General features: G+C 67.3%; 21 protein-coding genes. 8 read left to right on the forward strand and 13 right to left on the reverse strand.

What is annotated here, in order from left to right; genetic code table 11:
• Position 1: 1 nt before the first annotated feature.
• The 5 genes from LC092_RS11810 to LC092_RS11830 are packed head-to-tail and all read right to left on the reverse strand — an operon-like array spanning position 2 to position 4,975.
• On the reverse strand, positions 2-1,441 hold the full coding sequence (locus LC092_RS11810) for a M48 family metalloprotease (RefSeq protein WP_224806787.1): 1,440 nt from the start codon (positions 1,439-1,441) through the stop codon (positions 2-4).
• Positions 1,442-1,476: 35 nt separating this feature from the next.
• On the reverse strand, positions 1,477-2,280 hold the full coding sequence (locus tag LC092_RS11815) for a hypothetical protein (protein WP_224806730.1): 804 nt from the start codon (positions 2,278-2,280) through the stop codon (positions 1,477-1,479).
• Positions 2,281-2,294: 14 nt separating this feature from the next.
• Complete coding sequence (locus LC092_RS11820; protein ID WP_224806731.1) at positions 2,295-3,620, reverse strand: aspartate aminotransferase family protein; 1,326 nt, start codon at positions 3,618-3,620, stop codon at positions 2,295-2,297.
• Between the two features lie 58 nt (positions 3,621-3,678).
• Positions 3,679-4,323 carry a LysE family translocator gene (locus LC092_RS11825; protein ID WP_224806732.1) on the reverse strand — a complete coding sequence of 215 codons (645 nt, stop codon included), beginning with the start codon at positions 4,321-4,323 and terminating at the stop codon, positions 3,679-3,681.
• A 40-nt stretch (positions 4,324-4,363) separates the two neighbouring features.
• Positions 4,364-4,975 (reverse strand): 2-hydroxychromene-2-carboxylate isomerase, encoded by a 612-nt coding sequence (locus LC092_RS11830; protein WP_224806733.1) that lies wholly within the window; start codon positions 4,973-4,975, stop codon positions 4,364-4,366.
• Between the two features lie 132 nt (positions 4,976-5,107).
• On the opposite strand from LC092_RS11830, the gene LC092_RS11835 reads away from it, so the two are divergent.
• The 4 genes from LC092_RS11835 to LC092_RS11850 all read left to right on the forward strand — a co-directional run bounded on the left by LC092_RS11835 (position 5,108) and on the right by LC092_RS11850 (position 8,141).
• Positions 5,108-5,947, forward strand: coding sequence for a phosphatase PAP2 family protein (locus tag LC092_RS11835; protein WP_224806734.1), 840 nt, complete (start codon positions 5,108-5,110; stop codon positions 5,945-5,947).
• Positions 5,948-6,113: 166 nt separating this feature from the next.
• The gene (locus LC092_RS11840; RefSeq protein WP_224806735.1) at positions 6,114-6,797 is read left to right on the forward strand and encodes a YdcF family protein; all 684 of its coding nucleotides are present in this window, start codon (positions 6,114-6,116) and stop codon (positions 6,795-6,797) included.
• A 94-nt stretch (positions 6,798-6,891) separates the two neighbouring features.
• Positions 6,892-7,677, forward strand: coding sequence for a lysophospholipid acyltransferase family protein (locus tag LC092_RS11845; RefSeq protein ID WP_224806736.1), 786 nt, complete (start codon positions 6,892-6,894; stop codon positions 7,675-7,677).
• A 74-nt stretch (positions 7,678-7,751) separates the two neighbouring features.
• On the forward strand, positions 7,752-8,141 hold the full coding sequence (locus tag LC092_RS11850; protein ID WP_224806737.1) for a hypothetical protein: 390 nt from the start codon (positions 7,752-7,754) through the stop codon (positions 8,139-8,141).
• Positions 8,142-8,164: 23 nt separating this feature from the next.
• On the opposite strand, the gene LC092_RS11855 is transcribed toward LC092_RS11850, so the two are convergent.
• Complete coding sequence (locus tag LC092_RS11855; protein ID WP_224806738.1) at positions 8,165-8,707, reverse strand: gamma-glutamylcyclotransferase; 543 nt, start codon at positions 8,705-8,707, stop codon at positions 8,165-8,167.
• 173 nt (positions 8,708-8,880) lie between these two features.
• On the opposite strand from LC092_RS11855, the gene LC092_RS11860 reads away from it, so the two are divergent.
• Complete coding sequence (locus tag LC092_RS11860) at positions 8,881-9,921, forward strand: DUF2125 domain-containing protein (protein ID WP_224806739.1); 1,041 nt, start codon at positions 8,881-8,883, stop codon at positions 9,919-9,921.
• A gap of 49 nt (positions 9,922-9,970) precedes the next feature.
• Here the strand turns inward: LC092_RS11860 and LC092_RS11865 are convergent, their stop codons facing one another.
• On the reverse strand, positions 9,971-10,432 hold the full coding sequence (locus LC092_RS11865; protein ID WP_224806740.1) for a GNAT family N-acetyltransferase: 462 nt from the start codon (positions 10,430-10,432) through the stop codon (positions 9,971-9,973).
• 87 nt (positions 10,433-10,519) lie between these two features.
• Positions 10,520-11,905 (reverse strand): HD-GYP domain-containing protein, encoded by a 1,386-nt coding sequence (locus tag LC092_RS11870; protein WP_224806741.1) that lies wholly within the window; start codon positions 11,903-11,905, stop codon positions 10,520-10,522.
• 184 nt (positions 11,906-12,089) lie between these two features.
• On the opposite strand from LC092_RS11870, the gene LC092_RS11875 reads away from it, so the two are divergent.
• The 3 genes from LC092_RS11875 (at position 12,090) to LC092_RS11885 (ending at position 14,232) form a co-directional block, all read left to right on the forward strand.
• A complete protein-coding gene (locus tag LC092_RS11875) occupies positions 12,090-13,028 on the forward strand; it encodes a DMT family transporter (protein ID WP_224806742.1) in 939 nt (312 codons plus the stop codon).
• Positions 13,029-13,104: 76 nt separating this feature from the next.
• Positions 13,105-13,998: an HpcH/HpaI aldolase/citrate lyase family protein gene (locus tag LC092_RS11880; protein ID WP_412103574.1), complete on the forward strand. Its 894-nt coding sequence runs from the start codon at positions 13,105-13,107 to the stop codon at positions 13,996-13,998.
• A gap of 27 nt (positions 13,999-14,025) precedes the next feature.
• A complete protein-coding gene (locus tag LC092_RS11885) occupies positions 14,026-14,232 on the forward strand; it encodes a DUF1737 domain-containing protein (RefSeq protein ID WP_029057974.1) in 207 nt (68 codons plus the stop codon).
• A gap of 31 nt (positions 14,233-14,263) precedes the next feature.
• On the opposite strand, the gene LC092_RS11890 is transcribed toward LC092_RS11885, so the two are convergent.
• The 5 genes from LC092_RS11890 to LC092_RS11910 all read right to left on the reverse strand — a co-directional run bounded on the left by LC092_RS11890 (position 14,264) and on the right by LC092_RS11910 (position 19,358).
• Positions 14,264-14,902 (reverse strand): septation protein A, encoded by a 639-nt coding sequence (locus LC092_RS11890; protein WP_224806743.1) that lies wholly within the window; start codon positions 14,900-14,902, stop codon positions 14,264-14,266.
• Between the two features lie 6 nt (positions 14,903-14,908).
• On the reverse strand, positions 14,909-16,105 hold the full coding sequence (gene ftsY / locus LC092_RS11895) for a signal recognition particle-docking protein FtsY (protein ID WP_224806744.1): 1,197 nt from the start codon (positions 16,103-16,105) through the stop codon (positions 14,909-14,911).
• Between the two features lie 4 nt (positions 16,106-16,109).
• Entirely contained in the window at positions 16,110-17,396 is a 1,287-nt protein-coding gene (mtaB, locus tag LC092_RS11900; protein WP_224806745.1) for a tRNA (N(6)-L-threonylcarbamoyladenosine(37)-C(2))-methylthiotransferase MtaB, read from the reverse strand.
• A complete protein-coding gene (dapF, locus tag LC092_RS11905) occupies positions 17,393-18,301 on the reverse strand; it encodes a diaminopimelate epimerase (RefSeq protein WP_224806746.1) in 909 nt (302 codons plus the stop codon). Before dapF ends, mtaB begins: the two co-directional genes overlap by 4 nt.
• Before the next feature lie 139 nt (positions 18,302-18,440).
• Positions 18,441-19,358: a pirin family protein gene (locus tag LC092_RS11910; protein WP_224806747.1), complete on the reverse strand. Its 918-nt coding sequence runs from the start codon at positions 19,356-19,358 to the stop codon at positions 18,441-18,443.
• Positions 19,359-19,459 lie beyond the last annotated feature (101 nt).

The following is a 19,459-nucleotide window of genomic DNA, read 5'->3' on the forward strand; positions in this document are numbered from 1 at the left end:
TTCAGTCCACCACCAGCTTCAGCGGCGTTCCCGCCGGGATGGCCTCGCCCGGCGGGGTCTGGTTGAGGATCGAGAACAGCGTCAGCCGGCGCGAGGCTTCCACACCACTCATGCCGACGGCGAGCCGTTCCGGGGTGTCGCCGGCATCGGCGCGGATCACCTTGATGCGCAAGGGGCGCAGCCGGGCGCGTTCCGTTGGCGTAAGCTGGCGGAAGCTTTCCACCGTCTGCTGATAGTCGCGGGTGAAGTCGGAGCCGCCGGAGCGCGAGGCAAAGATGAAGCGGTATCCGGTGCGCCCGATGCGTACGACCGCAATGCGGAACGACCAGCCGTCCGTCACGGCGGAGGCGGTGACGGCGGGAAGTCCGTTGATCGTGTCCTCGCGCACGCTGTCGCGCACCAGACCGTTGATCCATCCGCTGGTCATATAGGCGGAAAGCGAGGCGAAGTCGGTCAGGTCCGCGCCGTCGAAGCGCAGTGCCGTGCCGGCGGAATTGCTGGCAAGCACCGCTTCCGGCGAGTTTTCCAGCACGAAGCCCTGGGGCACGGTGAAGCTGATGCCGAGCGACTTGTGCAGGAACGAGCGCCCGCGAATGAAGCCCTCGAGCGGATCGTCGCCATAGAGCATCCCGTCGATCTTGGTCAGATAGGCGTCGCGGTCGCGCTCGCCGAGACCGGGGGCGCCGACCTGGCGCGCCGCGCGCACGGCCGTCTGCACCCGCTCCGGCGTCGTCGGATGCGAGGACAGGAAATCCGGCGCGCTGCTCTGGTCGCCCTGGGCGCTTTGATAGGCGGCGAATTTGCCCATCGACGTCAGGAAACGCGCTGAGGCGAAGGGGTCGTAGCGCGCCCGCGCTAGGGTGCGCACGCCGACCGCATCGGCCTCCAGTTCCTGGATCTGCGAGAAGCGCGCGAAGGAAAGCTGCGACGACATGATCGCGGCGCGCGCCTGGTCGGGGTCGCGCACCACATTGCCGAGCACGCGGCCGGCCAGTTCGGTTGCCTCGGCGCGCTCCTGGCGCTTGATCGCGTGGCTGGCGGTCACATGGGCCATTTCATGGGCAAGCACGGCGGCGACTTCCGAGGTGTCGGTGGCAAGCGCCAGCAGGCCGCGGGTGACATAGAGATAGCCGCCGGGAAGGGCGAAGGCATTGACCGCCGGAGAGTTCAGGATGGTGATGCGATAGGTCTGCGACGGGTCGTCGGAGGCTTCCACCAGCCGGCCCACGACCTGGGCGACGGCCCGTTCCGCGCCCCGGTTCTCGTAGACGCCGCCATAGGTGGCGACCACGCGCGGGTGCTCGCGCGCGCCGAGGTCGGCCGAGAGGCCCGGACGCAGCGATCCCGGCGCCGGTGTTCCGATCTCGATCGGGGAGGATCCGGAGATCTGGCAGCCGGACAGCAACAGCAGTGCCGCGCCGGCGGCGAGCCAGCGGCGCATCTGCCCGCTCAGGGCGTCAAGGGACGGAAAGAGGTTCACCGGCGCGTGCCATCCGTTTCGAGCCGCTCGATCTGTGCGGGGTGAGAGATCTCCACGAGGGGTCCGCCGGACTGCAAGAGCACTCCGCGCACCCGAATAGCTGCCCCTTCAAGGGACCTCGCGTCAACCCCGGCGGCCGTGAATGCATCCAATTCTTTTATCGCGATGGTTGCGGTAAAGTCGCGGCTCCAGCGGCGCCCGAAATTGAGATAGAGCGTCGAGCGGGTCTCGCCCAGCGAAAGCACCCGACCGGCGACCAGCGTGTACCGCCCGATCCGGCTTGCAAGGGCGCGCGGGCGATGGGCGGACCGCACCCGCTCCGTTTTCCAGATGCCGAGCTCTCGGCCGCGGGCGTCGCGTTCCGCCTGCATGAGTGCCGGAAAGCAGGCCGGTCGCGCAAGCGCCGGGGCGACGATTGCCATGCCCGTGCCGACGAGATCTCGCGCGGTCCAGGCCCCGGTCGCGGCATCGACAAGATGCCCGCGCCGGCGCTGCCAGCGGTCGGGCTTCTCGCTGACCGCCCAGAAGCGCATTTGCCGCACGCCGTCCCCGGGCAGCGCCGCCTCCTCCGGCATATGAAGATCGATCTGGCGATACACGACACCGTCCCTTGTACGCAGCTCCGCCGCCCGGAGCGTTCCTTCAAGCGCCTGACCGACCGCGCCGGCCTCCGGCAGGCAGCCGTCGGGCAAGGTGGGCCGGGGCTGGTCCGCCAGCGCAACCGAGACCAGGAACGGTGCGGCACAGCACGCCGCCTTCAGTCTTGCCAAAATCTTGGCGGGACTGCGGCGCTGCACCATGTGGTGTCGCCGGCTCAATGGGCAAGGGCGTCCGATATGGCGCCGGACAGCTTGTCGACGAGCTCCTCGACCTGCGCGTCTTCCAGGATGAAGGGCGGCGCCAGCAGCACGTGATCGCCGGAGCGCCCGTCGAGCGTGCCGCCCATCGGATAGCAGACGAGACCGCGCGCGAAGGCGGCCTTCTTGATCGCCGCATGAAGCTTGCGGGCCGGGTCGAAGGGGGCCTTGGTCTCGCGGTCCTCGACCAGCTCCAGCCCGAGGAACATGCCGCGCCCCCGGATATCGCCGACGTGGGGGTGCTGGCCGAAGCGCTCGACCAGCGCGGATTTCACCGTCTCGCCCATCGTGCGGGCGCGGGTGACGAGATCGCGCTCGAGCAGCGACGAGACGACGGCATGACCGGCCGCAGCCGCCGCCGGGTGCCCGATATAGGTATGGCCGTGCTGGAAGAAGCCGGAGCCCTCCTCGATGGCGCGGTAGATTTCGCCGCTGCACAGCATCGCGCCGATCGGCTGGTAGCCGGCGCCGAGGCCCTTGGCGATGCACAGGATGTCCGGCGACACGCCGTCCGCCTCGCAGGCGAAGAGATGGCCGGTCCGCCCCATGCCGCACATGACCTCGTCGAGGATCAGCAGGACGCCGTGGCGGTCGCAGATCTCGCGGATGCGCTTGAAATAGCCTTCGACGGCGGGCACCGCGCCAAGCGTTGCGCCGACGACCGGCTCGGCAATGAAGGCGGCGACCGTTTCCGGGCCGAGCCGCAGGATCTCGGCTTCCAGCTCGTCGGCGACGCGGCGGCCGTAGTCGGCCTCGCTCTCGCCATCGGCCTGGCCGCGATAGGCGTAGCAGGGCGCAATATGCGACATGTCGACCAGAAGCGGCTTGAAGGGCTCGCGCCGCCACATGTTGCCGCCGGCCGACAGTGCGCCCAACGTGTTGCCGTGATAGCTCTGGCGCCGCGCGATGATGCGCGCGCGCGACGCGTCGCCGCGTTCCAGGTGGTATTGGCGGGCAAGCTTGATCGCCGCCTCCGTCGCCTCCGATCCACCGGAGACCAGATAGACACGGTCCAGTCCCTCCGGTGCGTTTTCGATCAGAAGATCCGCGAGATCTTCCGCAATATCGGTGGTGAAGAAGCCGGTGTGGGCGAAGGCGAGCGTGTCGAGCTGGCGCTTCACCGCTTCCGTCACCGTCCTGTCGGAATGGCCGAGACAGGACACGGCCGCGCCGCCGGAGGCGTCGAGATAGCGTTTTCCGGTGCTGTCGATGATGTAGCAGCCGTCGCCGGCAACGGCGCGGGGCGGACGCATGGCGGTGTGGCGCGGAAAGATATGGGTCATGATGCTTTGATTTCGCAGGATTTTCTGGTTGCGGGAAAGGGCTGGAACGGAGGCGCCGTCAGGTCCGGCTGGTCAGCAGGATCTTCATGGCGAAACCGCCGATGATGCCGGCGAAAAGCCAGTCGATGGCGCGCATGATGCGCGGCGAGCGGCGCAGGGATTTGGAAAAGCCCTCGGCCATCAGCACCATGCCGGCGCAAAACGGCAGGGAGAAGAGAACCATATAGAGGCCGAGGAACAGCATCTTGGCTGCCGCGTCCGGATCGCTTGCGGCGACGAATTGCGGCAGGAACGTCAGGAAGAACAGGATGATCTTCGGATTGAGCAGGTTGACCAGAACCCCGGTTGCAAAGACGCGCGACAGCGGCCGGCGCCGGGCGGCCTTGTCGGGGGTGACTGACAGGGCCGATCCGTGGCGGATGCTCTGGACAGCAAGCCACAACAGATAGACCGCACCGGCGATCTTGACGACGAAGAAGGCCTGCGCCGAGGCGGCGATCAGCGCCGAGAGGCCGAAGGCGATCAGCAGCGTGTGGATCACGTTGCCGGTGAGGGCGCCCAGCATCGAGGCCATGCCGGACGCGCGACCTTCCGACAGCGACCGGCCGACAAACAGCGTCATGTCCGGCCCCGGCGTGAGCACGAGAACGAGACAGGCCAGCGTGAAGGTGACCATCGTGGCGGGATCGGGCAAGAAAGCCATCTCAAACTCCTGGACGCGCCGGTTTCATGCGCGTCGGCGCTCAGACTATCACGCAGCTTGCGGCGTGGTCGATGGCGCTTTCAAGGCGGTCGTTGCCCCAGAACAGTTCCCCGTCCGCGCAGAGGAAACTCGGCGCGCCGAAGATCCCTGCCCGCTCCGCCGTCTCCGTATTGGCGCGAAGGGCTGCCTTGATGTCGGCCGCCCTCGCCTTGTCCAGAAGCGGGCCGGCCGGCAGGGCGAGGGCGGACAGGCAGGCCGCCAGCGTCTCGGGCGCGTCGATCCGCTCGCCCCTGCCGAATTGCGCCAGATAGACTGCGCGGGAAAAACGTGCCCGGTCTTCCTCGCGCTCGATCGCCAGCGCCACGCGTGCGGCGAGCAGGCCGTTTGCCGGGAAGGGGTCCGGACGGGTCAGCGGCAGCTCCATGGCGCGCGTCAGCCGTTCCATCTCGCGCCACATGTAGGCCCCTTTGGCCGGATAGATATTGAAGGGCGAGGTCGGCCAGCCGGCCTTCGCGAAGAGCGGACCGAGAAGGAAGGGACGCCAGCGCACGGCGACGCCGCGGTGCGCGGCGGCTTCATCGATGCGCATGGCCGTGAGATAGCTGTAGGTCGAGGCGAATTCGTACCAGAAATCGAGGCGGGGCCGGGTCATGCTCACCTTTCCGGGTGCGGGACCGCGCGCGGGGCAACCCTATCGGCCGATGATCGGGAATACGCCCGGTGGACAGTCTCCAGTCGACAGGTATAACCGGGCGAAACCTTGCCAGGGAAATCGGAAACGTCAATGTCCGCCTCGTCGCCGACCGACACAAGCCTCCCCCTCGTCTCGCCCGCCGTGTTTCGCCGGCTGGTGATTGGCGCGATTGTCTATATCGCCGTGGTCTCGGCTTTTTTTCTTGCCTTTCCGCAGGTCGACCAGGCCGCGAGCGGCCTCTTCTATGACGCGGGTGCGGGATTTTGGGCGGCGTCGGATCCGCTGTTCATGCGGCTCAGGGAACTTGGTCCCTTTCTCGTCAAGCTGGTGGCCGTGGCCGCGCTCGGCGTGCTGGTCGTGGCGGCGGCCGTTCCGCGCCTGCCAGACTGGCTGTCCCTGCGCGCGCCGCTGTTCCTGCTGTCGACGCTCGCGCTCGGTCCCGGCGTCGTGGTCAACGCGGTCTTCAAGAACAACTGGGGGCGTCCGCGCCCGAACGCGGTCGATCTCTTCGGCGGCGACGCGCCCTATGTCGAGGTCTGGCGCATCTCCGATTACTGCGAGCGCAACTGTTCGTTCGTCTCCGGCGAGGCATCCTCGGGCCTGTGGCTGGTGACGCTGGCGTTTCTTGCCCCGCCGCGCTGGCGCATGGGCATCCTCTGCGTCGTTTTGCCGCTCTGCCTGGCGCTGTCGGCCAATCGGGTGGCCTTCGGAGGCCATTTTCTCTCCGACACGCTGCTGTCCTGGGGCATTACCCTGCTTGTGATCCTGGGGCTTTATCAGCTGTTCTACCGCTCGCCGCCGGGCTTTCTCACGGAAGCGGCGCTGCGGCGCGGGTTTTCCGCTGTCGCCGTCGCCCTGCGCCGTGCGTGTGCCGGCGCATGGCAACGAAGCCTGATCGCCGGTCGGCGCTTTGCCGCAATGTTTCGCTAGGGATCGCTGGGGCGGGGTCTGGCGGGCGGGTTCCGGCGCGCGGGTGGAAACTTGGTGGTGGAAAACCGTCGCGTCGGGATACTCCTTGGGGCGGTCTCGGGCTTCGACGGCCGGACGCGGCGGGAAAGTCTGATACTGTAATGCGACTATGAAACGACCTGGTACGATGGATCAGCCCGACCCCGCCGCTCCGCAGGATGCACAAGGCGATGCCGCTTTGGCGGCGGCGCCCTCGTCGCCGGCGCGCAAAAGGCGTCGGGTCGCGCTCGTCGTCGCGGGGATCCTCGCCGTTGTCTGCTTCGGGTTTCTGGCCGGAGGTTTCCTGCGGTTCGCCAGCGCGGTGACGCAATACACCGAGGCGGCATCGCCCAGCGCGGATGCCATCGTCGTGCTTACCGGCGGGAGCGAACGGGTGAAGAAGGCGCTGAGCCTGCTCGACGAGGGCCGGGCCGGGCGGCTGTTGATTTCCGGCGTGCATCCCGAGACGACACCGAAGCAGATCGTGCGCCGCACGGAAAGCGATCTGGCGCTGTTCGCCTGCTGCATCGACCTCGACCGCAACGCCAACAACACGCTGGAGAACGCGGCCGAAACGGCGAAATGGGTCCGCTCCAACGGGTTTTCGAGCGTGATCGTGGTAACGAGCGCCTATCACATGCCCCGGGCGTTGCTGGAGCTGAGGTCGGTCATGCCGGAGACGACCCTCGTCGCCGTTGCGGTGCAGGGGACCGATCTGGAGCTCAACAGCTGGTTCCGCCATGCCGGGGTGTCGCTGCTTCTCTTGCGCGAATACATGAAGTACATGTTCGCCTGGGTCCGGATCTCGGCCATGGGCAGTCCCGCGCCATGACCCCGCCGGACGATGCCCGAGCCGGGGCTCTCCATGTCAGGCGGCGCTGGACGCTGTCCTTGCGCACTTCGCATTGCCAGACGGTATCCGTGTCATGATCCTTATCCGCTCCCTCGTGTTCCAGGCGCTGTTTTACACGTCGACCCTGCTCCTGATGGTCCTGTCGCTGCCGGTCTTTGTGCTGCCGGCGCGGTGGGGCTGGCCGGTGGTGCCGTTGTGGGCGCGGGTCAGTCTCTGGCTGCTGCGCTGGGTCGCGGGCGTCAAGGTCGAGTTCCGGGGACTGGAGAACATTCCGCAAGGCGGCTGCATCGTCGCCGCCAAGCATCAGTCGGCCTGGGAAACCTTCGCCCTGCTGCCGCTGTTCAGCTCGCCGACCTATGTGCTCAAGCGGGAGCTGCGCTACATTCCGCTGTTCGGCTGGTATACGGCGAAGTTCCGTCAGATTCCGGTCGATCGCGGCAAGCGCTCCGTCGCGCTCGCCAAGCTGACCGACAGCGCGCGAACCGCGATCGCGGAAGGCCGCCAGATCCTGATCTTCCCGGAAGGAACCCGGCGCGGCGCCGGCGAGGAGCCGCGCTACAAATTCGGCGTTTCCCATCTCTACAAGTCGCTGGCCTGCCCGCTGTTGCCGGTCGCGCTGAATTCGGGCGTCTACTGGCCGCGCCGTGGCTGGAAGATCTATCCCGGCACGGTCGTGGCCGAATTCCTGCCGGTGATCGCGCCCGGACAGCCGCTCGAAACGGCCCACAAGAAGCTGGTGGACGAGATCGAAACCGCTTCCGACCGGCTGATCCTTGAGGCCGCGCACAGCGGGCGCGCGCTTCCCGTTCTGGACCGCGTGCGGGCGCGCTGGGCGGCCCGGGGCAAGTCCCTCGACTGACCGACACTCGCAAAAACGCGTTTTCTCGCCGTCGGGGTCTGGAATTCGTTCTTGCTCCGTTCTATTTATCAGGAATGATCAGGCGTCCCAGTCCATCGTTTCTGGATAAATCGCGCGCGGACGCCCCGCGAGCGGCGACGGAGCTTGGGCTGACGGACCGGTATCGCTACCTGCTGGGTCGATCCGGCAAGCGCTACCTGTTTTCGACCGTGCCGGTTGAGCGCCTTGGCGAATACCCTTGCGCGATTGTCGTTCTGGAGCCGACCATCGGACGCGGCGGACGGCCGAAGAAGGCCTGGATCGGGGAAATCGACCGCGACGGCAAGCGGCGCGGCGCACGCCTTGCCAGTCGCGACCTTTCCGGCCGCATGGCGTTGGTGCATCTTCTGGCCGGCGACGCGGCGCAGCGCCGCACCGTGCTCGACGATCTGGACGGCCTGTTCGAGCCGGAATGCGAAGGCTGACCGGCGTCTGTCGCCGCGAGAGGTCAGCCGGTCGTTGCCGCTGTCTGTTCAAGACGCGCGCACAAGGCTTCGAGACCCGCGTCGTGAATGCTCAGCTCCCTGAGATGCGATACCGTGTTCAGCACGTAGTCGGGATTGGCGCCCGATTGCCCGACGGCGCCCCTGACGATGTCGACCTGGCGCTCGAGCGGCAGCACGCCGGCGTATTGCTCGTGGGTGCGGTCGACCAGATAGGTCACGGCCGGGACCAGACGCCGGGCCTCGTCGGCGAGCCTCACCCGGCGCTCGGCCTCCAGATAGACCAGCGTTGCCTGCTCGCGGGCGCGCAGATAGGTGATCACCTCCTCGCGCCGATGCGCGGCCACGCGGAAGGCGATGCCGCGGCAGGCGCCGCCCCGGTCGAGACCGAGAACGAGGCCGGGCCGGTCCTGCGTGCCGCGATGGACCCAGGAGTAGATGCAAAGCGAGCGGTGCGCGCCGTGCAGCACGCCCGGAACCGCTTCCTCAAAGACAAAGCCCGGCCGCCACATCAGCGAGCCGTAGCCGAACACCCAAAGATCGTCCATCGCGCTTTCCTTGTTGCCGGCTGGAGGTAGCAATGGCCGGCGCGGCTGGCAACCGTTGCCGCACCGGAAATCCGCAGTGCGGCGGATGATCGGGCGCGGCTGCGGCGTCATGGGCCTTGAAACGGACATGAGAGCGTGCTTTCAGGCGGCATTGTTTCCCCAATGAGGATCCCATGACCGAAACGCCGGCCCCGTCGCCTTCCCCAACCTCGCCTCCGCGGTCGCGTCGCCGCTTCTGGATCCTGATCTCGCTTGTCGTGCTGGTGATCGGTCTGTGGTCCGCCTATTGGACGGTGGCGCGCGGCATGGCGGTGGACATTCTGCGCAACACCTATGAGGTGGCGGAGACCGAAGGAGGGGCGCTGGTCTGCGGGGCGCAGCGGCTTGGCGGCTATCCCTTCCGTTTCGAGCTCGAGTGCCAGCCCTTCGAGGCCGGTGACGCACAGGGGCGCGCCGGCGCCCTCGCCGGCCTGCGGGTCATCGCGCTCGCCTATAATCCCCGCCATGTGATCGTGGAGGCGGACGGACCCGCAACCCTGCGGTTCGATGATCCGCACCCGTTCGACCGTCTCTCGGCCGACTGGACGTCGGCCCGTGCCAGCGCTCGGCTCGTCGAGGCCGGTTTGCGCGATGCCGATCTCTTTGTCGAGGAACCGAAGATTTCCGGGATTTCGGCGGACGCCGCCGTGTCGCTCACCGCGTCGCGTGCCACCGTCCATGCGCGCCGCAGCCCGTCCGTCCCGGAGGATGCCGATTTCGCGCTGCGCCTTGCCGGGCTTGCGGTCCCGGCGCTGGAGGGGGCGGCCGAGATTTCGGCCGATGCCACTCTTGCCGGCGGCGCGGCGGCGCTGGCCGGCCGCGGCGACTGGATGTCCCTGCTCCGCCAGGACGAGGCCGTGCGGGTCAGCGAGCTGAGGGCCAGTGCCTCCGGCGTGAACCTGCGCGCCACGGGAACGCTGTTCCTCGATGCCAAGGGCCGGCTGGCCGGAACGCTGCCGCTCACGGTGTCGGGGGCCGACAAGCTGCCCGCGCTGCTCGCCCCCTTCTTTCCGGAAGGGTCGTCCGTCCCGACATCGCTTGCGGGTGCCGTCATCGGCTTCGGTGCGCCGACGACGCTCGACGGAGCGCCGGCGGTCACGGTGCCGTTGCGGTTCGAGGCGGGGGTGGCCCGCGTCGGGCTGATCCCGATCGCGTCGCTTCCGCCGATGTTTTGACAAGCGCGCCGGCCTGAAGTGAAGCGCCGGCCGCGCCGTCGGCGTGCGCCTATTCGGACGCGGTCCGGTCGATCGGCAGCACGTAGCCCTTCCAGTTGGCGGGTTCGGCAATGCGGTCGTAGAGCGCGACGGCCGGCGCGTTCTTGCCCGGCACGATCCAGCGCAGCTCGGTCCAGGACCGCTTGGCGCCTTCGCTGACCAGCGTCTCGATCATGCGCCGGGCAACGCCCTTGTTGCGCGCGTCCGGGTGCACGTAGATCTCGTCGAGCTGTCCGGAGCGAAGGCCGGTGATGATCTCGGGGAGGTCGAAGAAGATCGCGAAGCCGACAAGCTTTCCATCGACCTCCGCGCCGATCACCTCGGCGGCGCGGTCGCCGAGAATGCGTTCGGCATAGAACTGGTCGGGCCGGCGGGGCGCGCCGCGCTTCAGCGCCTGCGCATATTCCGCGATCAGCGGTGCGAGGGCGTGCGCATCGTCCGGGCCGAGCGATTTGATGGTAATCTTGCTCATGAAAACTCCGCAAAAAGGACAGTCCGCCGGACAAATCGACCGGGAGGCCACCTTGCCCTTAAAAACGCGGCTATTTCAACTGTCTGATCATGCGGCAATTGACGCATCGAGGCGGGCGAGACCGGCCTTGAGCGCCGCGACGCAGGAGGCGTCGAAGGCGCTGCCGGTGTCCTTGTCGAGAATGGCCAGCGCCTGGGGGATCGGCATCGCGGCCCGATAGGGCCGTTCCGCCGACAGGGCGTCGAAGACATCGGCGACGGTGAGGATCCGCGCTTCCAGGCAGATTTCCGCACCCTTCAGCCCGTTGGGATAGCCCTTGCCGTCCAGCCGCTCGTGGTGGGCGCCGGCGACCGGCGCGATGTCGGCGAAGGCGGAGACGCGCTCGAGAATGCGTTCGCTGTGCCGGGAGTGGCTGCGGATGGAGGCCCATTCGGTCTCGTCGAGCTTGCCCGGCTTGTCGAGCACCTGGTTGCTGACGCCGAGTTTGCCAAGGTCGTGCAGCAGGGCGGCGCGGCGTAGCCAGCGGCGGTGCGCTTGCAAGAGCCCGAGTTCCTCCGCGATCAGGTCGGTGTAGAGGGTGACCCGGTCGGAGTGATCGGCGGTATAGGGGCTCTTGGCGTCGACCACGTCGGAAAAGGCCTCCGCGACCGCGTCGAGGTAGTCCTCGTCGACCGCATGGGCCGCTTGCGGGGCCCTGGCAAAGACCTCCCGTGCCAGGTCGCCGGCGGCCAGACGGTGCCAGAAGCCCGGACGGCGCGAGACCGCCAGGAAGGCCTCGACCAGCCGGGGCGCGAACCAGCTTCTGGCGCGGTTTGCGATTTCCGTTTCCGCTTCCTTGGCGCCGTGCTCCTGAAAGAAGACATCGGCGACCTGCGCCAGCAGGGCGATATTGGCGGAAACGGGAATGGCCGAGCCGGTCAGCCCTTCCGGCTTCCCCGATCCGTCCCAATGTTCGTCAAGGGCCCGGATGCCCGCCTGGACCTCCTCGGAAAAGCGCATCTTGGCGGCAATGTCGGCGCCGCGATGGCAGCGCGTCTCGATCAGTTCGCGGGCGATCTCGCCGCCGTTCTGCACCACATGGACCAGGGCGCGGATGCGCTCGCTCAGGCCGGATTTCAGGCCGGTCTTCTTGAACACGAAGCGCAGGGCAGCGCTCAGCGAGCCGTCGATGGTCTTGAAATCATGTTTGAAGGCGATGTCGTCGGTCAGATAGAGATCGCGTATCCGCGCGGCGTTGCTGCTGCAGCCGAGGTCCTTGAGCAGAAGCGTGTAGTAGAGGTCCGCCAGCTCCGCCTCGCCAAGCCCGAGTTCGGTGCCGACGGCCGTGCCGATGAAGCAGCAGCGGATGCAATGGCCTTCCGGCTGGCCCTCGGTCATGTCGAGCGCGTAACTGAGCGAGCCGAGCAGTTCGGCGGGGTTCAGGCTCGCCGAAGGCGCATGCGCCCGACTGTCCTCATAGTGGCTGCGGACCATGCCATCCCTTCCTCTGGCCTGATGAAATCCCGGCTTTTCGGCAAATTTACCGGCCGAGCCCTTAAGAAGTCGTCTCACCGGAGGCGCTCGCGATCGGCGCCGGTTGACGGTGCCGCGCAAGGCGCTAGCATCGTGGCGCCTGCCCCGCGTTCCTTCCGCGCCCCAAACCGGACCCGCGTCCACCATGCCAGATGAAGCCCCCGGCCCTAAAACGCGCCTGCGCGCCACGATGATCGGCGGAACTGCCGTCTTGATGTGGTCGACGCTCGGGCTATTCGGCGCGGCGTCGGGGTCGGTGCCGCCGTTCCTGCTCAACGCCCTGTGTTTCGGCCTCGCCGGCCTTGTCGCCACGGCCTGGCTGGCGCTGCGCGGTCGTCTCGTGCTGATGCGTCAGCCGGTGAGGGTCTATGCCTTCGGGATCCTCGGGCTGTTCGGGTTCCACTTCTTCTATTTCACGGCGATCCGCAACGCGCCGCCGGTCGATGCCAACCTGATCAACTACACCTGGCCGCTGTTGATCGTGGTGTTCTCGGCGCTTCTGCCGGGCGAGCGCTTGAAGCTTCAGCATGTCGTCGGCACGTTGCTCGGCCTCGGCGGGGCAGCACTCCTGATCCTGCGCGGCGACGGGCTTGCGCTCGACGGCGATGCCACGCCTGGCTATCTCGCCGCGGTGGCCTCCGCGCTGTTCTGGTCGGGCTATTCGGTGCTGTCGCGCCGGCTCGGGCGTGTTCCGACGGAGGCGGTCGCGGGGTTTTGCCTCGGCACATCCCTGCTGGCCGTTTTCGCGCATCTGGGGTTCGAGACGACCGTCTGGCCGCAGGGCGCGGGCGAGTGGGGCGCGGTGCTCGGGCTTGCCGCCTTTCCGGTCGGGCTTGCGTTCTTCGTCTGGGACATTGGCGTCAAGCGCGGCGATATCCAGGTGCTCGGCGCTTTTGCCTATACGGCGCCGGTCTCGTCCACGCTGCTGCTGATCGCCTTCGGGTTTGGCAGTTTCACGCCAACGGTGGCGGTGGCCTGCGTGCTGGTTACGGTCGGAGCCTTCGTCGCGGCCAAGGACATTTTGTTGGGGCGCTTCACCGAAAAGACGGCTGGCGTGGCCGCAGGCGAGCGCGTAGAGGAATGAAGGCTTCAGCCGCCCGACCGGTTCGGGCGCAGAGGCTGAAAGACTGGACCGATGTCGACAGAGGATGCCACGACCCATGATGACGCAAACCGCCATTCGTCCCCGCCGCAGTGTTCTCTACATGCCGGGCTCCAATGCCCGGGCGCTGGAAAAGGCGAAGACGCTCGATGTGGATGCGTTGATCCTCGATCTGGAGGATGCGGTTGCGCCCGACGCCAAGGAGACGGCACGCGCCCAGGTGCGCGATGCGGTCGCCGCCGGCGGATACGGGCATCGCGAGGTGGTGATCCGCATCAACGGCCTCGGCACGCCCTGGGGCGCGGATGACCTTGCCATGGCGGTTGCGGCCGCTCCCGACGCCATTCTGGTTCCCAAGGTCTCCACCTCGGCGGATCTGGAGCGGGTCGCGCATCGCCTGAACGGGGCGCGCGTTCCCGCGCGCGTCGAGATCTGGGCGATGATGGAAACCCCGCTTGCCATGCTCAATGCGCGCGAGATCGCCTCGGCCGCTTCGAACCCCGAGACCCGGCTCGGCTGTTTCGTCATGGGCACCAATGATCTTGCCAAGGAAACCGGCGCCCGTCTGGTGCCTGGTCGCGCGCCGATGTTGCCTTGGCTGATGACCTGTGTCGCGGCGGCCAGGGCCTATGGCATTGATATCGTCGACGGCGTTTTTAACGGTCTCGATGATGCCGCAGGCTTTGAGGCCGAATGCGCGCAAGGCGCGGAGATGGGCATGACCGGCAAGACGCTGATCCACCCCAAGCAGATCGATCCCTGCAACACGGCCTTCTCGCCCGCGCCGGCGGAGGTCGACTGGGCGCGCCGCATCATCGCGGAATTCGAAAAGGAAGAGAATGCCGACAAGGGCGCGATCCAGGTGGAGGGGCGCATGGTCGAACGCCTGCATGCGGAGATGGGCGCCCGCCTCGTCGCGATCTTCGATGCGATTTCCGCCCGCACGTCGTAACAGCTTCAACCAAAACGGGATTTTGACATGAAACTCTATCGCTACCTCACCGGCCCCGACGAAAGCGCCTTCTGCCACCGGGTGACCGCCGCGCTCAACAGCGGATGGGACCTGCACGGTCCGCCGAGCATGACCTATGACGCGGGCAAGGGCATCGTGGTCTGCGGGCAGGCGGTGACCAAGGATGTCGGCGGCATGACCTATTCGCCCGATATGAAGCTGTCGGACTACTGACGGTTCGCGGACCTGAGACGGCCGGCGCGGCTCACGCGTCGGCGTCGTCTTCCAGCGTGTGCCGGTTGATCATCGGCAGCTGCGCCAGGGTGAAGGCGATGGTGATCGGCATGACGCCGAAGACCTTGAACGACACCCAGAAATCGGTCGAGAAGCTGCGCCAGACGACTTCGTTGAGCGCTGCCAGGAAAAAGAAGAACACGCCCCAGCGGAACGTGAGCTTGCGCCAGCCCGCGTCGTCCATCTTGAACACGCTGTCGAAGACATAGCCGAGCAGCGAGCGGCCGAAGACGAGGCCGCCGAGCAGGATGGTGCCGAACAGCGCGTTGACGATGGTCGGCTTGAGCTTGATGAAGAGCTCGTCGTGCAGCCACAGCGTCAGGGCGCCGAAGACCAGAACCACCACCCCCGAGACGACCGGCATCACCGGAAGACGGCGCGTCAGCGCGTAGGACACGGCAAGGGAAATCGTGATCGCCACCATGAAGACGGCGGTTGCCAGGAAAATCGGATCGCCGAGCGACGCCAGCACCGGGAACGCTTCGATAATCGCCTCGCCACGCGCGTTGGCGAAAAAGAACAGCACCAGCGGGCCGAGCTCGAGAGCAAGCTTGAGCAGGGGGGCCAGTTCCTTGCGGTCTGAAGCATTGGGCTGATGTTCGAATTCCATGCCTTGTCAGATCTCCTGTCCGGCGATTGCTGCGGCGAAATCCTGTGCGCGGAAGGCTTCCAGATCGTCGACGCCCTCGCCAACGCCGATGAAATGCACCGGCAGCTTGTGCTTGGCGGCGATGGCGACAAGGATGCCGCCGCGCGCGGTGCCGTCGAGCTTGGTCATCACCAGTCCGGTCACCCCGGCCGTCCGGCCGAAGATCTCGACCTGGCTCATGGCATTCTGGCCGGTTGTCGCATCCAGCGTCAAAAGCACGCTGTGCGGCGCCGACGGATCGTGCTTGCGGATGACGCGGACGACCTTTTCCAGCTCCGCCATCAGTTCCGCGCGGTTCTGCAGGCGTCCGGCCGTGTCGATCAGCAGCACGTCGCAGGCGGCCGCGCGGGCTTCGCGCATCGCGTCGAAGACCAGACCGGCGGCATCCGCCCCCGTATCGCGGGCGACGACCGGCGCGCCGGTGCGCTCGCCCCAGATCTTGAGCTGCTCGACGGCGGCGGCGCGGAAGGTGTCGCCGGCGGCGAGCATCACGGATTTGCCCTCGGCCCGGAGCTTCGCGGCAAGCTTGCCGATGGTCGTCGTCTTGCCGGTGCCGTTGACGCCGACCACCAGGATGACATGCGGCGCTTGGCTGGCGTCAATCGTCAGCGGCGTTGCGACCGGGTCCAGAACCTTGGCGACTTCCTCGGCAAGGATCCGGCGGACCTCCTCGGCGCTGACCTCCTTGTCGAAACGCCCGTCGCCGATCCGCTCGGTGATGGCCATCGCCGTGTCGACGCCGAGGTCGGCCTGGATCAGCAGGTCTTCCAGCTCCTCCAGGGTGGCGGCGTCGAGCTTGCGCTTGGTGAAAAGCGCGGTGATGCCGCCGGTCAGCGAGGAGGAGGAGCGCGACAGGCCGGCCTTCAGCCGCGCCAGCCAGGACTTCGGCTTTTCCGCCGGGGCGGCTTCGGCCGGCGCCATCGCGGGCGGTGCGATGTCGGGGACCGGTGTCGCAGCGGTGTCGTCTGCCGGGGCTTCGGCCTCGGCCGTTTCCGGCCCTGGCCCGGGCTCCGGCGTCGTTGCCGGCGCAGGGGCCTCTTCGAGCGGGGTGTCCGCAGGCGTCGCCTCGGGCGCTGCCGTGGCGTCGTCTGGTTCGGTCGGTGGCGAATCCGTGGTTTTGGCGCCGAACAGGCGTCCGAAGAGGCCGCGTTTTGCTTCGCTCATGCGATCAGGCTGCCTGTGTGTCGAGTGGGGTCGCAAGAAGGTGACGCCCGGTATGCCCGCTGATGCGCAAGGTTACAAGGTCGCCGGCCTGCACGTCCGGCACGTCCGTCTGCTGGAACTCGACCTGGGTGAACTGCGCGCTGCGGCCAAGCCCCTCTCGTTCGACGAGGATTTCGCGGGTCTTGCCGACCTCGTCCTCAAGATGGGCGGTGAGTGCAATCTCGCCCTTCTGGCGCAGCCTGGCGGCGCGCTCCTTGACGACGGCGCGTTCGAGCTGTGGCATGCGCGCCGCCGGGGTGCCCGGGCGGGCGGAAAAGGGAAACACATGCAGATGCGTCAGCCCGCAGTCGTCGACGATGGCGAGCGTGTTTTCAAACATCGCCTCGGTTTCGGTCGGAAAGCCGGCGATGATGTCGGCGCCGAAGACGACGTCGGGACGGGCCGCGCGCACCTCCTGGCAGAAGCGGATGGTGTCGGCGCGCAGGTGCCGCCGCTTCATGCGCTTGAGGATCATGTCGTCGCCGGACTGCAGCGACAGGTGCAGATGCGGCATCAGCCGCGGCTCGTGCGCGATCAGCTCCATCAGCGCCGGGTCGGCCTCGATGGAATCGATGGAGGAAAGCCGCAGCCGGTCGAGGCCGGGGACATGCTTCAGGATCTTCTGCGACAAGTCCCCCAGCGTCGGCGTGCCGGGAAGATCGCCGCCGTAGCTGGTGATGTCGACGCCGGTCAGCACGATCTCGCGATGGCCGTTGTCGACGAGGCGGGCGATCTGGTCGACCACCGCGCCCATCGGCACGGAGCGCGAGTTGCCGCGCCCGAAGGGGATGATGCAGAAGGTGCAGCGGTGGTCGCAGCCGTTCTGGACCTGGACGAAGGCGCGGGCGCGCCCTTCCAGCCCGTCGATCAGATGCGAGGCGGTCTCGCGCACGCTCATGATTTCGTTGACGCGGACCTTCTCGCTGTCGTCGATGCCGAATTGCGCGACGCGCCCGTAGGAGGCGCGCTCCAGCTTTTCGGAATTGCCAAGCACAAGATCGACCTCCTCCATGGTGGAGAAGGTCTCGGTTTCCGTCTGCGCGGCGCAGCCGGTGACGATGATCCGCGCGTTGGGGTTTTCCCGCCTGGCCTTGCGGATCGACTGGCGTGCCTGGCGCACGGCTTCCGCCGTCACCGCGCAGGTGTTGATCAGGATCGCGTCGGAGAGGCCGGCGGCCTCCGCCTCGCGCTTCATCACCTCCGACTCGTAGGAATTGAGCCGGCAGCCGAAAGTCACGACATCGACGCTCACGACACCACCTCCAGGTGCGGGCGGTCGCCGGGCGCGGTCCTGCGGTGGCTCAGGTCGGACATGTCGAGGGCGCCTTCATATTCGATTTCGGTCGCGCCGGTCATGATGATGTGGTCGTCGCTTGCCCGCCATTCGATATGAAGCGGCCCGCCCGGCAGATGCACCGTGACGCTGCGGCCGGTGCGCCGGTCGCGTGCGGCGGCAACCGCGACAGCGCAGGCCGCCGTGCCGCAAGCCTGGGTCAGTCCGACGCCGCGTTCCCAGACGCGGATCTCGATTGCGTCGTCCGACAGCACATGGGCGAGCGAAATATTGGCGCGCTCGGGAAAGATCGGGTGGTTTTCCAGCAGCGGCCCGACGCCTTCCAGATCGTATGCATCGAGGTCCGCGACCCAGAACACGGCATGCGGATTGCCGACGTTGACCACGCTCGGCGTGTGCAGCACGGGCGCGTCGATCGGTCCGACCTGAAGCTCGATGGCGCGGGTGTCGTGGAATTCCTCCGCCAGAGGGATCTCGTTCCAGGCAAACCTCGGAACGCCCATGTCGACGCTGACCCGTGTCGGATCGTCGGTCGCGGTGGCGATCAGAAGGCCGGCATTGGTCTCGATGGTCGCGCTGTCGCGGCCGCTTTCTTCCATCAGCAGCCGTCCGACGCAGCGCGTGGCGTTGCCGCAGGCGTCGACCTCGCTGCCGTCGCGATTGTGGATGCGCATGAAGGCGTCCGCCCCGGCGGGGCTCGTCTCGACGGTGATCATCTGGTCGAAGCCGATGCCGGTCGCGCGGTCGCCGATTGTCCGGATCGTCTCGACCGGCAGGCGCAGGGGTTCGTCGCGGGCGTCCCAGACAACAAAATCATTGCCGAGCCCGTTCATCTTCAAAAAGGGTATGCTGCGCGCGTTCATCGTCGAAGATGCCTGTCGTGGCGCGCCTCACGCGCCGAATGTGTCCGCGAAACCGTATACAGCGCCTATATGGCGGAAAAGCGCGCGCGGTTCCAGTGCCGCGCGCGCTCTCGCCGTGTTGCAGGTCGACCCGGTCAGCTCAGCGCCGGGCTTCCTCGCGGATGAAGGTGCCGCGTTTCAGATCGTTGACCGCCTCGATCAGTTCCTGCCGGGTGTTCATGACGATCGGCCCGTGCCAGGCGACCGGCTCGCGGATCGGCGCGCCCGAGACGAGCAGGAAGCGGATGCCCTGTTCACCGGCCGTCACGGTCACCTCGTCGCCCGTGCCGAAGCGCACCAGCGTGCGGTCGCCGCTTTCGTCGCGCACATGGATCTCGCGGCCGTCGACTTCCTTCTCCAGCAGGATGCCAGAGGGCGCGGAGGCGTCGCGGAACGTGCCCGAGCCTTCGAAGATATAGGCGAAGGCCTGGCGGTAGGTGTCGACCGGAAAGCGTTTCGTGCGTCCGGCGGGAACCGAGATGTCGAGATAGCAGGGATCGGCGGCGATGCCGTCGACCGGGCCGCGCTTGCCCCAGAACTCGCCGCAGATCACCCGAACGATTGTGCCGTCGTCGTCGATGATTTCGGCGATCTCGCTGGAGGGCACGTCCTGATAGCGCGGCGAGGTCATCTTCAGCGCCGAGGGCAGGTTCGCCCAGAGCTGGAAGCCGTGCATGCGTCCGCGCGCGTCGCCATGCGGCATCTCCTGATGCATGATGCCGCTGCCGGCGGTCATCCACTGGATGTCGCCGGCACCCAGCGTTCCCCGGTTGCCGAGGCTGTCGCCGTGATCGACGGTTCCGGCAAGCACATAGGTGATCGTCTCGATCCCGCGGTGCGGGTGCCAGGGAAAGCCGGCCTGATAGTCCTGCGGGCGTTCGTTGCGGAAGTCGTCGAACAGCAGGAAGGGGTCATGCGCCGTGGGCTCGCCGAAACCGAAGGCCCGGTGCAGCTTGACGCCGGCGCCTTCCAGCGTCGGCTGGGCGGCGGAAACATGGGTGACGGGTCTGACCGACATGGGTGTCCCTTTCCTTCGGCCGCGGGCGCGCGAAGCGGGAGCGCGGCACGTCTTTTCCTCACCGAGACATAGGCGTTCACGGCGGGGGAACCAGTGGCCAA

Source organism: Stappia stellulata (genome assembly GCF_020176715.1).
Taxonomy (GTDB): domain Bacteria; phylum Pseudomonadota; class Alphaproteobacteria; order Rhizobiales; family Stappiaceae; genus Stappia.